The following is a 14592-nucleotide window of genomic DNA, read 5'->3' on the forward strand; positions in this document are numbered from 1 at the left end:
TGCCATCCTGCTAGATCTGAGCCAGTCTCAGCGTCACGTTATTGGCGTATAGTCGCGCTTGGGTGCACCCGTGTAGATCTGCCGAGGGCGCCCGATCTTCTGTGTCGGGTCTTCCAGCATCTCATTCAGCTGCGAAACCCAGCCAACCGTGCGCGCCACAGCGAACAGAACCGTGAACATCTTGGTCGGGAAACCCATCGCCTCGAGGATGATGCCCGAATAGAAGTCGACGTTCGGATAGAGCTTCTTGTCGACGAAGTACTCGTCCTGAAGCGCGATGCGTTCCAGTTCCATCGCAACCTTGAGCAGCGGGTGATCACGCAGGTCGAGCGCGTCCAGTACTTCGTGGCAGGTCTTCTGCATGACCTTCGCGCGCGGGTCATAGTTCTTGTAGACGCGGTGACCAAAGCCCATCAGGCGAATGCCGCTGGACTTGTCCTTCGCCATCCTGACGAATTCCGGAACCTTGTCGAGCGAACCAATTTCGCGGAGCTGGCGCAGCGCCGCTTCGTTGGCGCCGCCATGGCTGGGGCCCCAGAGGCTCGCCACGCCCGCCGCAATGGCGGCAAAGGGGTGTGCGCCGGAAGAGGCCACGAGCCGGACAGTCGACGTCGATGCGTTCTGCTCGTGGTCAGCGTGAAGCATGAAGAAGCGGTCTATGGCGCGGGCCATGATCGGGTTGATCTCATAGTCTTCGGCGGACACCGAGAAGCACATGTTGAGGAAGTTTTCCGAGTAGGAAAACTTGTTCAGCGGGTCGATGAACTTCTGGCCAAGATTGTACTTCATGCAGCGGGCCGCAATCGTCGGCATCTTTGCGATAAGGCGTATGGAATCGCGCCGGCGTTCTTCGGGATCTTCGTTGCCCATGGCGCCCGGGTAGAAGGCGGCCATGCCGCCTACAGCGCCTGTCAGCATTGCCATCGGGTGACTGTCACGCCGGAAGCCGTCGAAGAAGCGGTCTTGCTGAGTGTGGAGCAGAGTGTGCTGACGAACCTCCTTCGAGAAGGAATCGTACTGCGCCTTGTCCGGCAACTCGCCGTTCAGGAGCAGATAGCAGAGCTCGAGATAATTCGATTTTTCCGCCAGCTGCTCGATCGGATAGCCGCGATGAAGCAGTACGCCTTCGTCGCCGTCGATGAAGGTGATCTGGCTTTCGCAGCTGCCGGTCGAGGTAAAACCCGGATCAAGGGTGAAATGGTCGGTTTCAGCGTAGAGCTTGCGAATGTCGATGACGTTCGGACCATGCGTGCCGGAATAGACGGGCAGGTCAACACTTTTGCCGGCGACCTCAAGCTTGGCCGTGCCTGCATTCTTTACCTTGTTTTCCATCAGCTCTTTCCCTGTTCTATCTGTTTTGGAGGCGCCTTATGCAGCGTCCGCCTGAATCTGGTCTTCCATCCGGCCCAGCGTTTCGTCGCGCCCGAGCCAATCCATAACCGGCGCCAGATCCGGTGCGGGCAATCCGCCCGTCAACGCCGCGCGCAAAGGCGGACCTATCTGCCCCATCGATAGGCCTGTTGCAGTGCAATATGTCGTGATCGTTTCAGAAATACTACCGGTTGTCCAAGTTGAGAGGTTACGCAATTCAGGCAGGAGTCCCCCCAGCCTTGCAAGCCCTTCTGGCGAAAGACACTTTTTCGCAGTCTTTGCGAGTTCAAGCGGTCGACGCACACGCAGGAAGCGAAGTGCAGCCGCGAGTTCAACGAGGGTCGATCCCCTGTCCTTCAGGAAGGGGAGCGCGCGCCTGATACGTGCTGCCGTGTCGGCGTCCACATCGCCGTCCGCTTTCAGGAAGGGATGAAGAAGGCCGAACAGGCGGTCATCATCTGCGTCCCGGATGAAGTGTGCGTTGACGGTCCCCAGTTTTTCGAGGTCGAGCCGCGCAGGGGCCTTGTTGATGCCGCCAAGATCAAACAGCTGGATCGCCTCGTCCTCGGTGAAGATCTCCTGGTCTCCATGGCTCCAGCCAAGGCGCAGGAGATAAGCTTTCATGCCTTCCGGCAGATAGCCAAGCTCACGGTAGACGGTCGTGGAGAGCGCGCCGTGGCGTTTGGATAATTTCGCGCCATCGTTGCCGTGGATCATCGGCAAGTGCGAGAAGTGCGGGACATCCCAGCCCATCGCCTCGTAGATCGGAATCTGTCGAAACGTGTTTCGCAGGTGATCATCGCCGCGAATGACATGAGTGACGCCCATATCGTGATCATCGACCACGACAGCGAGCATGTAGGTCGGTGTATTGTCCGTTCGCAGGAGCACGAGATCGTCAATCTCGGCGGCGTTGACCCTTACGGTTCCCTGAACGCCGTCCTCGACTACCTTGTCGCCCCCATCAGGCGCCCGGAGGCGCACTGTGTAGGGTGCATCTTTCGCGGGAGGCTCGCCGGCGTCCCTCCAGGGCGAGCGAAAGGGCGCCAGCAGCGCGCCTGCTTGCGCAAGCAAGGCTGTGCGCTCGGCCTCGCCGAGGCCCTCCTGACGTGCCGCCAGACGCTTCTCTTCCCCGAGTTCGCGGCGCGCCTGCAATTCCTCGGCACTGACATAGCAACGGAACGCCGTCCCGCGCGCGACCATCTCATGTGCAACGGCCGCGTGCCGGTCGGCCTGCGCCGACTGCATAACGGCGGGCTGATCCGGCGTAAGCCCCAGCCAGCTCATCGCATCAAGAATGGCAGAGGTCGCCTCCGGCGTCGAACGCTCGCGGTCCGTGTCCTCAATGCGCAGAAGGAACTGGCCATTGAACCTTTTCGCGAAAAGGTAGTTGAAAAGCGCGGTGCGAGCTCCCCCAATGTGCAGCATCCCGGTGGGAGAAGGGGCAAATCGCGTAACAACGCGCATGATCAGGATAATCTCCGGGGCTAGGGGGGCGCGACCGCCGCCGACGGGGTGCAGAAACACGAGGATGATCCGGAGTGCAAGGGGGACGGCTGCCCGCACTTAATTTACTCTAGGGCGCCGTCTCGACTACCTGGATAGATGCACGCCCGCTGGTGCTTGGCGTTGCGATCTGCGCCGGCGCCGGAGCCCGAAATCTGTATCCGGACCTTACCATAACCCTGGCAATGATCCCTCGGCGGGAGCGCTTACGAAGGCATCCGACAGACCTGGGCATAAGCTTCCGTATAAGCTGGTCTGAGCTTTACTCCGAGGCCGAGCGCTTCGGGCAAATGGCGCACACGCATTGTGGAACGCGCCCATGGCATTCGTGTGCAGATCAACCGGGGAAAACGTGACGCGGCCGAGAAAACCGGAGCCGCGATCTGGCGTTCAATCGTACTTGCGCACCAGTGACACCAGCCGCCCCTGCACTTCGACCCGGTCGGGCCCGAAAATCCGTGTCTCATAGGAAGGGTTAGCCGCTTCGAGCGCAACCGATGCGCCTTTGCGGCGCAGGCGCTTGAGGGTTGCTTCCTCGCTATCGATCAGGGCGACCACGATATCACCTGTCTGCGCGGTGTTGGTACGCTTCAGGATAACGATGTCGCCATCGAGAATGCCGGCCTGGATCATCGAGTCGCCCTGAACCTCGAGGGCGAAGTAATCGCCGCCATCGGTTGCTTCGGTCGGCGCCGGCACATACCCGTTATCCTGCTGGATGGCGGAGATAGGCGAACCGGCGGCGATGCGGCCCACCAGCGGGATCATTCCCGGATGGTAACCTTCCGCCGACTGATTGGCGACCAGCGCCGGTTTAAAGTCGCGGCGATAACGCCCGCCGGACAAAGGCGCAGCAGAATCCGGTAGTTTGAGCACTTCCAGCGCCCGGGCGCGGTTGGCGAGCCGGCGGATGAAACCGCGCTCCTCCAGCGCCGTAATAAGGCGGTGGATACCGGACTTTGACGCGAGGTCGAGCGCTTCCTTCATCTCGTCAAATGACGGAGACACGCCGGTTTCCCGGATGCGGTCGTTGATGAAAAGAAGCAGTTCTTTCTGCTTGCTGGTGAGCATGGGTGAGCCTTCCCAAGTGATTCTGTGTTCACACATGTTCTACGTGTGTTCCCGTTTCGGGTCAACCGTTTGCGGAACATTTGGGCACTGAGGCGCACAAAATCGGGTATCAGCTGGCCTCGCGCAGGGTCCGCGTGAAGGCGGCGCGGTCGTTTCGCTTCATCAGGCTCTCACCGATGAGGAACCGCCGGATGCCGAATGTCCGCAGCCGTCGGATATGATCGGGATCCGAAATGCCGCTTTCAGAGATAAGGTGACGCCCGGCAGGCAGGCGCGGCGCCAGGCGCTCGCTTGTCCCCAGATCGGTGACCATCCGTTTGAGGTCGCGGTTGTTTACGCCAACGAGCGGGGAGGGGAGGCGCAAGGCCCGTTCCAGTTCCGCCTCGTCATGGGTTTCGACGAGCACATCCATGTTCAGATCGAGGGCAGTCTGGGTCAGTTCGGCCGCGCAGGCATCATCCACAGCGCTCAGGATTACGAGGATGCAATCTGCCCCGTGCGCGCGCGATTCCATGATTTGAAGCGGGTCGATCATGAAATCCTTGCGCAGCATGGGCAAAGTGACAGCCGCACGGATCGCCGCAAAGTCGTCAAGCGTACCACCGAAGCTCGGACCGTCAGTCAGCACTGACAGGCAGGCAGCCCCTCCAAGTTCATAGTCGCGCGCAATTGCGGCGGCATCGGCGCCCGGGAGGATTTCGCCGGCGCTGGGCGACTTGCGCTTGATTTCGCAGATGAGCGCATTGTGGTCCGCCGCGACGACTGCCGACAAGGATGCCGCGAACCCGCGCGGCGCAGCTTGGGCTTTCGCGTCAGCGAGCAGGCTGGAGGCAGAGCGTGCGCGCTTCAGTGTTCTGACTTCATCGGCCTTGTATGCAAGGATGCGGTCGAGAGCGGTGCTCAAATGGCGTCCTCCCCCTGCGAAACACGGCGAAGCGTAGCCAGCGTGTCACGTGCGTTGCCGGAATCAATTGCGGCGGCGGCCAATCCAGCGCCATGGGCAAGATCAGTCGCTAGCCCGAGGACGTGCAGTCCTGCCGCCGCGTTGAGCAATACCATGTCCCTGAACGGTCCGGCATGGCCATCGAACAGGTCCATGATCGCGCGCGCATTGCCGGTCACATCGGTGCCTTCGAGCGTGGACAGCGGATGCGTACGCAGTCCGGCTGCTGCGGGCTCGACCATGAATTCACGCAATCCACCGGGCGTCACTTCACAGACTTTTGTTGGCCCGGAGATCGAAATCTCGTCCACGCCGTCGACCCCATGGACCACCCATGATTTCCGGGTGCCGAGTGCGCCGAGCGCTTCGCCTACCGGCCGCACCCATTCCGGTCCGAAAACGCCCAGTACCTGGTGCTGCGCACCGGCGGGATTAGTCAGCGGGCCCAGCAGATTAAAGATCGTCCGTATACCGAGTTTCATGCGCACCGGCGCAACATGACGGACGGCGCCGTGATGCAGGCGTGCAAACATGAAGCCGACCCCGGCTTTGTTGATGCAGTCCCGCAAAGTCGCCTCATCGACTTCCAGATTGACGCCCAGTGCCTCCAGCACATCGGCTGATCCGGTTTTCGGCGGCACCGAACGATTGCCGTGCTTGGCGACGCGTCCGCCTGCGGCTGCAATGACGATGGCGCTTGCCGTCGACGTATTGAGACTTTTCCACGTCAGGCCGCCCGTGCCGCATGTGTCCAGCAATTGGCCGTCGATCTGAACCTTGCGCGCATGACGCCGCATAATCCTCGCGCCGGCAACCAGCTCGCTGGCGGTTTCGCCTCGCACGGCCAGTCCCATGAGAAAGGCGCCGACCTCTTCGGGTGCCGCCTCGCCGGACAGCAGTGCTTCGAATGCCTGCTCAAGCAGGTCAACCGGCAGGGCTTGTCCGCGCGCGATGGCCTTCAATGACGAGGTCAATGCACCGTCCGTCATGCGGGGATCTGCAGCAGAAAGTTCTTGAGCAGGGCGTGCCCATGCTCCGTGAGGATGCTTTCGGGATGGAACTGCACGCCGAAAATCGGCCTTGTTCGATGGTGCAGTGCCATGATCTCACCGTCCTGTGTGTACGCATCAGCGATCAGCGTCTCTGGCAGCGTCGAAGGTTGCACGGCAAGTGAATGGTAGCGGACGACGGAGAATTCTGTTGGCAGGCCGTCGAACAGCGTGCCGCCGGTGTGGGAAATTCGGGACAGTTTGCCGTGACGGATTTCCCGTGCACCGACAACGTCGCCGCCGAATGCCAGGCCAATAGCCTGGTGGCCAAGGCACACGCCGAGGATCGGCAGGGGGTCCGGCGCCTTGCGCAGGAGCTCGAGGCAGATGCCGGCTTCATTGGGTGTGCACGGGCCGGGGGAGAGGAGCACGGCGTCCGGCTTCAGTGCGAGCGCCTGTTCGGCCGTCAACTCGTCATTGCGGATCACATGCGTCCGGCTGCCCAGTTCCTCAAGATAGTGAACGAGGTTCCAGGTAAAGCTGTCATAGTTGTCGATCACAAGGATCATTGGTCAAACTCGTATGCGGCCGAAAGTTCTGCAGCCCGGCGCAGGGCTCCGGACTTGTGCACAGTCTCCTCATACTCATACTCAGGCACGGAATCGAGTACGACCCCCCCGCCGGCCTGAATGTGTATCTGGCCGTCCTTGATGACTGCCGTGCGCAGCGCGATGCAGGTATCAAGGTCGCCGTTCCAGCCAAAATAGCCGACTGCGCCGCCATAGATGCCGCGCCGCGATGTCTCGACCTCATTGATTATCTGCATGGCGCGGATTTTCGGCGCGCCAGAAACCGTGCCAGCCGGGAAGCCCGCCAGCAAAGCATCCACGGCGTCCAGGCCTTCACGCAGGTCGCCTTCAACATGGCTGACGATGTGCATCACGTGGCTATAGCGCTCCACAACAAAGCTCTCGGTTACTGTTACGCTGCCATAGGCGGCGACCCGGCCGACATCATTGCGGCCGAGGTCCAGCAGCATCAGGTGTTCGGCCCGCTCCTTGGGATCGGATAGCAGGTCATCCGCGCGGCGGGCGTCTTCTTCCGGATCACCGCTGCGTGGACGCGTACCGGCGATCGGGCGGATCGCCACGCGGCCACCGCGCACGCGAACCAGGATTTCCGGGCTTGAACCGACGAGGCAAACGCTGCCGAGGTTCATGTGGAACATGAAAGCAGAAGGGTTCAGGCGGCGAAGCGCGCGGTAAAAGCTGATAGGCTTGCGGGTAAAGGGCGCCGAGAACCGCTGACTGGGCACGACCTGAAAGACATCGCCTGCCTTGATATAATCGCGGCAGGTCTCGACAATCTCGAAATAGCGCTCTTTTGCCGTGTCGGACTGAAGCGCAACAGCCTGCGCCGCGCCCTCTTTCGGGGGAAGAGGCGCAAGGCGCTCGAGGCGGTGTTCCACATCATCCAGCAAGGCTTCGATAGAAAGGGCGTCATCGTCTTCTTGCCGTCCGACGAGCAGAAGTTCCTGATACAGATGGTCGAAGATCACCACGACGCGCGGCACCAGCAGCAAGGCGTCCGGGACGTCCAGAACATCTGGCTTTGTGATGGCGACCGGCTCGGCATACTGGATCATGTCGTAGCCCAAATAGCCGAAGGCTCCAGATGCCATTGGCGGCACACCCGCCGGTGCTTGCGCCCGAGCTGCTGTCACGAAACGCCGGAGCGCCTCGATCGGTGTGCCGGTCTGTTTAACGGCGTTGGAAAAGTCGGGATTCCCGCTCGTTTCTGCTACGCCGTTCAGAATGCGGAACCAGCGGCCCGGCTCGATCCCGATAAAGGAATACCGGCCGAGGCGCTCGCCGCCGGCAATCGATTCAAACAGGAAGCTGCCCGGCAGTTCTGCACCCAGCTTGAGCATGGCGCCGACCGGTGTCTCGATGTCTCCAATCCGCCGCCGGATGATCAGCCTGGCGGTCATTGGGGCTCCGAAATTGTCCGTTTGTAACCTGCCAGGGATGCGTCGTTGATCCGGACCTTCATCGATTTCGTGATTTCTGCCTGAAGCGCCTGAATAAGGTCTTGCCCGAGCGCATTCTCCGTAGCCGACGAAATCTCAGCGCCGATATCTGCCCGTGCGGCCTCGCCTGGCGGTTCGATAGTGTCGACCTTGAGTATCACGTAGGTGTTCGGCGCACCGGTGGCGAGGTTCACGACCTTGCCCAGCTGGGTGCTGAACATGGCTTGCTGAATTGGCCCCGGAATGGCGAATTGCCCGGCGGTTGCGCGTGTGACCGATTGCGGGAAGGTTTCGACCGGGGAAGCTGCTGCTGATGCGGCCTGTTCAAAGGTCGTGGCACCAGAGCCGATACGGTCCACAAGCCCATTTACGCCAGCCAGCGCTGCGCTGTCTCTGCGTTCAGTAACGAGCATCGCGCGGACTGTATCTTCAATATCTTCAAAGGCGGGTGTGGACGGCTCAATGATCTCGCGGGCCGAAGCCATGAAGATTGCATTTTGCGTATCAAACCGGCTGGTCAGTTCGCCCTGGCCCAGACGGAAGGCTTGCGCCATGGCCTCCTTCGCTTCGCCAAGGAGGCTGAATTGTTGCCCCTGTTCGGTAACGCCATTGGCGTCCACAGCCGCAAAGCTCATCACCGGAAGCTTGAGTTCCTCAGCGATCTTTTCGAGGTCGTAACCGGCGGAGACCACTTCATCCAGGCGGTCCATTTTTTCGTTCATCACCACTTGTGCCCGTTCACCGCCGAGTTCATCGCGGATCACGCCGGTGACTTCCTCAATAGGCTTCACTGCGCCTGGTTGAACAGATATCAGCCGTGCAACCATCCACTGCCCATTCACTTCGCGCGGCCCGAACATGGCGCCACTCTGCTTGCCGGCGCCAAACATGGCGTCACGCAGGGCAACATCCGCCACTTCGGCTGAACGGCTTGTTTTCAGGACATTTGAAGTTGCGCCGCGTACGGCGTTCAGGTCACCGCCACCGGCCAGCAGGCCGAACGCCGTACGGGCTGCGTCGCGCTCTGCAAACAGCAGTTCAGCATAGGTGCGCTGGTCGGGGGCCGAGAAGCGTTCAGACTTCGTCGCTTCATAGATCGTCGCGATCTCCTGATCGGTCACTTCAACTTCGCCCAGAAAGTCTTCAGCCGACATGCGCAACAGGTCGATCCCGCGCCGTTCGGGTTGTTTCAGTTGCTCAAGGTTTGCGTCATAATAAGCGCGGACTTCTTGCGGCGTGGGCTCGACTGGCGCAGCCCCCTTGAGCGCGTCAAACAGGAACCACGAAACATTGCGGGCTTCGCCGAAGTAGAGAACCTGCAGGTCACTCAGGACTTTCGGCGCGGCAACCGCCGACGTTGCACCCTTCTGCATCGTTTCGATCATCAGATCGTCGCCGATCTGTTCTTCGAACTCGCTAAGGGTGAACCCGAGCTGCTGGAGGCGCTGGCGCAGAAGGGTCGCATCCAGCTCGCCGGTCAGCGGGTTCTGGAAAGCCTCTATCGAGCGGGTTTCGGCCAGTACGCCATCCGTGGACGATGCAATGCCGAGACTGGCACCATAACCGAGCGCCGTAATACGGGCTGTCTCTGCGGTGAAAATCTGGTCTATGAGGCCATTTTCGAGTGCTTCGGTCTTGGTAATCGGTTTTTCAGACGTCGCATTCATGTTGCGCAGCACACTCTCGACCCGGCGATCAAGATCGTTCGGATCAAACCCGCGCGCGCCAGCTTGAGCAATGTTTGCGCCCAGTCCTCCGCGAACCAGGTTGAAGATTGAATCGACCCCCCAGAACGCCATCCCGATGACGATAATCATCACAACGACTTTGCCGAAGACGGAGTTCGTCAGCCGTTTCATCAGGGCAAGCATGGTGGGCGTCTCTTTGGAATAGGTTTGCCGGTTGGCTCACAGCTTGCTAGGCGACCGACCGGTTACTTGCAAGATAGGGAACGCGGCATGAACCGGAAGCTGATTGCTGGAAACTGGAAGATGAATGGTCTGCGGGCCGATCTCTCGATTATCCGGGAGGTTGCCGCGGGCGCAAGCCCGTCGCTGCAGGCTCCGGAGCTCCTGTTGTGTGTTCCGGCCACCCTGCTGGGCGAGGCCGTGCAGGCAGCGACCGGTGCAGCATTGAAAATCGGCGGCCAGACCTGCCAGGCAGCGGATAAGGGCGCGTTTACCGGCGACATTTCGGCGCCCATGCTGGCGGAGATCGGCGCGCATTATGTCATCATAGGCCATTCCGAGCGCCGGACCGGACATGGCGAGACCGACGAAATGGTCGCAGCGCAGGCGCGGGCAGCGGTGAATGCCGCGCTTACTGCGATCATCTGCGTGGGCGAGACGCTGGAACAGCGCGCATCGGCCCGGACACTTGAGGTCATTGAAGGCCAACTCGCCGGCTCGCTGCAAGGCCTTAAATCGCCGGCCAGTTTTGTCATCGCTTACGAGCCTCTGTGGGCCATCGGGACGGGCAAAGTGGCAACCCCTGCGCAGATCGGCGAAGTTCATGCCTTTATCCGGGCGTTTCTGGTCGACCGCTTTGGCCCACCCGGACGCGGGGTCCGCATCCTCTACGGAGGCAGCCTGAACCCCGCAAATGCGCCCGAAATCCTGCCGATCCAGGATGTAGATGGCGGCTTGATAGGCGGCGCAAGCTTGAAGGCGGGCGACTTTCTCGCCATCTACGCAACGGCGAGCGCACTAACCGTGTGAATGCCCGGCTTGGCGAATGCCCTTAAGCGGGATAAGCGAGCGCGAAATACCTAAGCAGCCGGGTCCGATCCATGCAGAACGTCATTCTCGCCATCCATATTCTCGCCTGTCTGGCGATGATCGGCCTTGTCCTCGTCCAGAAATCAGAAGGCGGAGGCCTTGGGATTGGGGGAGGCGGCGCAAATTCCCTGATGTCCGGACGCGGCGCTGCCGGCGCGATCGTGCGCACGACAATCATCATTGGTGGCATTTTCTTCGCCACCAGCCTTGCGCTGACCTCGATAGCCAACCGGTCTGCCGACAAGCGCTCCGGACTGGAGCAGGTCCTGGAGGAATCCAGCCCGCTCGCCCCGGCAGGAGAGCCGACTGACCTGTTCGACCCGAGTGTTGACCCTCTGGGCAACGAAAACACGCAGGCCCCGGCGCCCGAGGCTGCCGAAGTAATCGACCCGACCGCCGCGATCGCTAAGCCGCCGGCTACCACCGGGACGGCTCCGGTAACCGACCCTATGCCTGAAACAGCCCCTGAAGAGACCAATCCCCAGTAATTTTGGTTGAATCGCGTCATCGCGGGAAGCCGCCTGCGCGAATCGTTGCAAGAGTGTGATCCCATGATCCGCTATATTTTCATTACGGGCGGCGTGGTGTCTTCTTTGGGCAAGGGCATCGCTTCGGCGGCCCTCGGCGCCTTGTTGCAATCACGCGGATACGGGGTGCGCCTGCGCAAGCTTGACCCCTACCTCAACGTCGACCCGGGCACGATGAGCCCGCGCCAGCACGGCGAAGTCTTCGTCACCGACGACGGCGCAGAGACTGACCTCGACCTCGGCCATTATGAGCGCTTCACAGGCGTCTCGGCCCGCCAGTCGGACAACATCACCACCGGCCGCATCTACAGCCGCATCATCGAGAAGGAACGCAGGGGAGACTATCTGGGCGCAACCATCCAGGTGATCCCGCACGTCACCAACGAGATCAAGGATTTCATCCTGTCTGATCCGGGCGAAGGCGTCGATTTCGTGCTTTGCGAGATCGGGGGAACAGTCGGCGACATCGAAGGCCTGCCGTTCTTCGAAGCCATCCGCCAACTGGGTCAGGAACTCGGCCCTGAGCGCACCTGCTTCATCCATCTGACCCTGCTGCCCTACATCCCGGCCGCCGGCGAGATGAAGACCAAGCCGACGCAGCACTCGGTGAAGGAACTCCGCTCGATCGGTATCCAGCCGCAGATCCTGCTCTGCCGCTGCGACCGGCCAATTCCCGACAACGAGAAGGGCAAGATTGCCAGTTTCTGCAACGTGCGCCCATCGAGCGTGATCGAAGCACGCGATGTCCGGCATATCTATGACGTCCCGGCCGCCTATCACGCCGAAGGTCTGGACAAGGAAGTGATCCGTCATTTCGCCATCAGCGACGCGCCCGAGCCAGACCTGACCGGTTGGCAGCGCATCGCCCAGACCATTCACAATCCGGACGGTGAAGTCTGCATCGGACTGGTCGGGAAATACACCGACGTGCCAGATGCCTATAAATCCGTCGCCGAAGCGCTCAACCACGGCGGCGTTGCCAACAATGTCAAAGTGACGGTCCGCCTGATCAACTCGGAAGAGTTCGACGATGATGCCCGCCCGCTCGATATCCTCGAAGGTGTTCACGGCATCATTCTTCCGGGCGGTTTCGGCGAGCGCGGCGCGCACGGCAAGATCCGCGCTTCCCGGTTTGCACGCGAACGCAAGGTGCCGTGCTTCGGCATCTGCTACGGTATAAAGATGTCGGTGATCGAGGTGGCCCGAAACCTTGCCGGCCTGACGGACGCCAACACCACAGAAAATGATCGCAGGACGCGCAATCCGTTGGTTGGCCTCATGGAAGAGTGGACCAAAGGCAACGAAAAAGTCACGCGCAACGAAAACACTGACAAGGGCGGCACGATGCGCCTCGGGGCCTATCCGGCACGCCTGAAAGCCGGCAGCCGGGTTGCGGAAGCTTATGGTTGCGAGCAGATTTCGGAACGCCACAGGCACCGCTACGAAGTCAACGCATCCTATATCCCGCAGCTTGAAAAGCACGGAGTGGTCTTCTCGGGTCTCTCTCCGGATGGAACGCTGCCGGAAATCTTCGAGATTCCGGATCACCCCTGGTTCATCGGCGTCCAGTTCCACCCGGAACTGAAGTCACGTCCGTTTCAGCCGCACCCCCTGTTTGCCAGCTTCATCGGCGCCGCCGTGAAACAGTCTCGTCTCGTCTGACGCCGCATCAGGACCGCGTGAGCTGGAACTGTCCGACATTGATCCGGCCATCGCTGAAACCGGCTTCACAGTAGCTCAGATAGAAGTTCCAGAGACGGCGGAACTGCTCGTCGAAACCCAGGGGCTGAATTTCGTCCCAACGGCCGTTGAACTCACGGGACCATTCGCGGCAAGTGCGCGCGTAGTCCTGCCCGAAATAGGCCACGCCGTCATGGCGCAGCCCGGCGGATGTCAGCTGTTCCTTCAGCACCTTCTCACTTATCAGCATGCCGCCCGGAAAGATGTGCTGCTGGATGAAGTCCACGCGCTGGCGGTAGCGCGGGAACAGTTCGTCGTCGATCGTGATGATCTGCAAGGCTGCGCGCGCGCCTTCCTTCAGGCTCGAAAACACCTTGGCGAAATAGCTCGGCCAATAAGGCTCGCCGACAGCTTCGAACATTTCAATCGAGGCAATGCCATCGTAGGTGCCGACATGATCGCGGTAATCCTCAAGCCGGATCTCCACCTGGTCGCTCAGGCCGTTTCGGCGCATGCGTTCTTCAGCATAGGCCTTCTGCGCCGGGGAGATTGTGAGGCAGGTCACACGGCTTCCGCGGTGCTTTGCAGCATACTCCGCGAATCCACCCCAACCGCATCCAATTTCAAGGATATGAGAGCCCGGTCCGGCGTGTATGCGATCGCAGATTTCCTTGTACTTGTGCATCTGACCTTGCTCGAGAGACTGGTTCGGACTCTCGAAACAGGCAGAGGAATAGGTCATGCTCGGATCGAGCCACTTTTCATAGAAGGCATTGCCCAGGTCATAGTGCGCCATGATGTTCTTGCGCGCGCCGGCCTTGGAATTGCGCCGGCGCAGCGCGTGGCGCAGCATGTTCATTGAGCCAACGAAGATGTTGCCGCGCGACAGGCGAGAGGCAGAATCGAAATTCGCCGAGAAGAATCGCAGGACTGCAGTCAGGTCCGGAGTGGACCAGTCGCCGTCCATGTATGATTCGGCAAACGCCACATCGCCGCCTGCAAGCGCACCCCTGACGAAGCGGAAATTGTGGATATTGATCGTTGCATCGGGCCCCTCCGCTTCGTTTTCGAACCGGAGTTTCGTGCCGTTCGGCAAGACAAAGGTCAGGACGCCGTTATGCGTGCGCAGCAAGACCATTGCAGCAATCCGGAAACTGGCGGTGACCCCCTTTAGCTGACGGACGGACTGGGGCGTGGCGATGATGACTGTACTCATGGAAGTGTATCCGGAAATTTTGAGCCTTCCGGCTCTGGAAATGCAACAGTTGCCGCGTGAGCAGGTTTCGCCGGCTTCGCGCGATACTTTGCGCCGCGCAGCCAGATCAGGAGAGCCTGCCAGTGAATTCCGGCTGTGACGCCAAGGGTGGACATGGGATTCCTCAGGGCGAGTTTCAGGAAATTGCCGGTTGTTGCCTCGAGCATACGTGCCTTGATGTTTGCCAGATGTGTTCGCGTGCCATCTTTCATGTTCTCGACAACAACATCGAGCAAATAGCCCGGCGCGCGTAGCGTAAACCTGTATTGCCCAGTTACATCGAAAAAGGGCGAGACGTGAAAATTCTTGTCCGCGAAGTGGACTGAGCGGACACCCTCGGTAGCGGCCACATAGCAATGGCGTTCGCCGAAAGTGTTGCGCACTTCGTAGATGATGCCTTGCAAGCTGCCGTCCTGCCCGTAGCCATACCAGAGCGAGAGTGGC

General features: G+C 60.6%; 13 protein-coding genes. 3 read left to right on the plus strand and 10 right to left on the minus strand.

Annotated features, from left to right (window positions below):
* Nucleotides 1-33 precede the first annotated feature (33 nt).
* The 8 genes from gltA to WEA77_RS12165 all read right to left on the minus strand — a co-directional run bounded on the left by gltA (nucleotide 34) and on the right by WEA77_RS12165 (nucleotide 9780).
* Nucleotides 34-1332 carry a citrate synthase gene (gltA, locus tag WEA77_RS12130; protein ID WP_368068144.1) on the minus strand — a complete coding sequence of 433 codons (1299 nt, stop codon included), beginning with the start codon at nucleotides 1330-1332 and terminating at the stop codon, nucleotides 34-36.
* 36 nt (nucleotides 1333-1368) lie between these two features.
* Nucleotides 1369-2838, minus strand: a complete 1470-nt coding sequence (gene gltX, locus WEA77_RS12135) for a glutamate--tRNA ligase (protein ID WP_368068145.1) — start codon at nucleotides 2836-2838, stop codon at nucleotides 1369-1371.
* A gap of 429 nt (nucleotides 2839-3267) precedes the next feature.
* Complete coding sequence (lexA, locus tag WEA77_RS12140; protein WP_368068146.1) at nucleotides 3268-3948, minus strand: transcriptional repressor LexA; 681 nt, start codon at nucleotides 3946-3948, stop codon at nucleotides 3268-3270.
* A 109-nt stretch (nucleotides 3949-4057) separates the two neighbouring features.
* On the minus strand, nucleotides 4058-4852 hold the full coding sequence (locus tag WEA77_RS12145; protein ID WP_368068147.1) for an indole-3-glycerol-phosphate synthase: 795 nt from the start codon (nucleotides 4850-4852) through the stop codon (nucleotides 4058-4060).
* The gene (trpD, locus tag WEA77_RS12150; protein WP_368068148.1) at nucleotides 4849-5880 is read right to left on the minus strand and encodes an anthranilate phosphoribosyltransferase; all 1032 of its coding nucleotides are present in this window, start codon (nucleotides 5878-5880) and stop codon (nucleotides 4849-4851) included. The genes WEA77_RS12145 and trpD overlap by 4 nt, the downstream gene beginning before the upstream one ends.
* On the minus strand, nucleotides 5877-6449 hold the full coding sequence (locus tag WEA77_RS12155; protein ID WP_368068149.1) for an aminodeoxychorismate/anthranilate synthase component II: 573 nt from the start codon (nucleotides 6447-6449) through the stop codon (nucleotides 5877-5879). The genes trpD and WEA77_RS12155 overlap by 4 nt, the downstream gene beginning before the upstream one ends.
* Entirely contained in the window at nucleotides 6446-7870 is a 1425-nt protein-coding gene (trpE, locus tag WEA77_RS12160) for an anthranilate synthase component I (RefSeq protein WP_368068150.1), read from the minus strand. The genes WEA77_RS12155 and trpE overlap by 4 nt, the downstream gene beginning before the upstream one ends.
* Nucleotides 7867-9780: a peptidyl-prolyl cis-trans isomerase gene (locus WEA77_RS12165; RefSeq protein WP_368068151.1), complete on the minus strand. Its 1914-nt coding sequence runs from the start codon at nucleotides 9778-9780 to the stop codon at nucleotides 7867-7869. Before WEA77_RS12165 ends, trpE begins: the two co-directional genes overlap by 4 nt.
* 87 nt (nucleotides 9781-9867) lie before the next feature.
* On the opposite strand from WEA77_RS12165, the gene tpiA reads away from it, so the two are divergent.
* The 3 genes from tpiA (at nucleotide 9868) to WEA77_RS12180 (ending at nucleotide 12875) form a co-directional block, all read left to right on the plus strand.
* Nucleotides 9868-10626 carry a triose-phosphate isomerase gene (tpiA, locus tag WEA77_RS12170; protein WP_368068152.1) on the plus strand — a complete coding sequence of 253 codons (759 nt, stop codon included), beginning with the start codon at nucleotides 9868-9870 and terminating at the stop codon, nucleotides 10624-10626.
* A 71-nt stretch (nucleotides 10627-10697) separates the two neighbouring features.
* Nucleotides 10698-11174, plus strand: a complete 477-nt coding sequence (gene secG / locus WEA77_RS12175) for a preprotein translocase subunit SecG (protein WP_368068153.1) — start codon at nucleotides 10698-10700, stop codon at nucleotides 11172-11174.
* Nucleotides 11175-11237: 63 nt separating this feature from the next.
* Nucleotides 11238-12875, plus strand: a complete 1638-nt coding sequence (locus tag WEA77_RS12180; RefSeq protein WP_368068154.1) for a CTP synthase — start codon at nucleotides 11238-11240, stop codon at nucleotides 12873-12875.
* A 7-nt stretch (nucleotides 12876-12882) separates the two neighbouring features.
* Here the strand turns inward: WEA77_RS12180 and WEA77_RS12185 are convergent, their stop codons facing one another.
* Complete coding sequence (locus WEA77_RS12185; protein ID WP_368068155.1) at nucleotides 12883-14109, minus strand: class I SAM-dependent methyltransferase; 1227 nt, start codon at nucleotides 14107-14109, stop codon at nucleotides 12883-12885.
* Nucleotides 14106-14592 (minus strand): DUF1365 family protein (locus tag WEA77_RS12190; protein ID WP_368068156.1); only part of this gene is annotated, 487 nt, incomplete at its 5' end. The genes WEA77_RS12185 and WEA77_RS12190, both read right to left, overlap by 4 nt.

Source organism: Hyphomonas sp., from assembly GCF_040882205.1.
GTDB lineage: Bacteria > Pseudomonadota > Alphaproteobacteria > Caulobacterales > Hyphomonadaceae > Hyphomonas.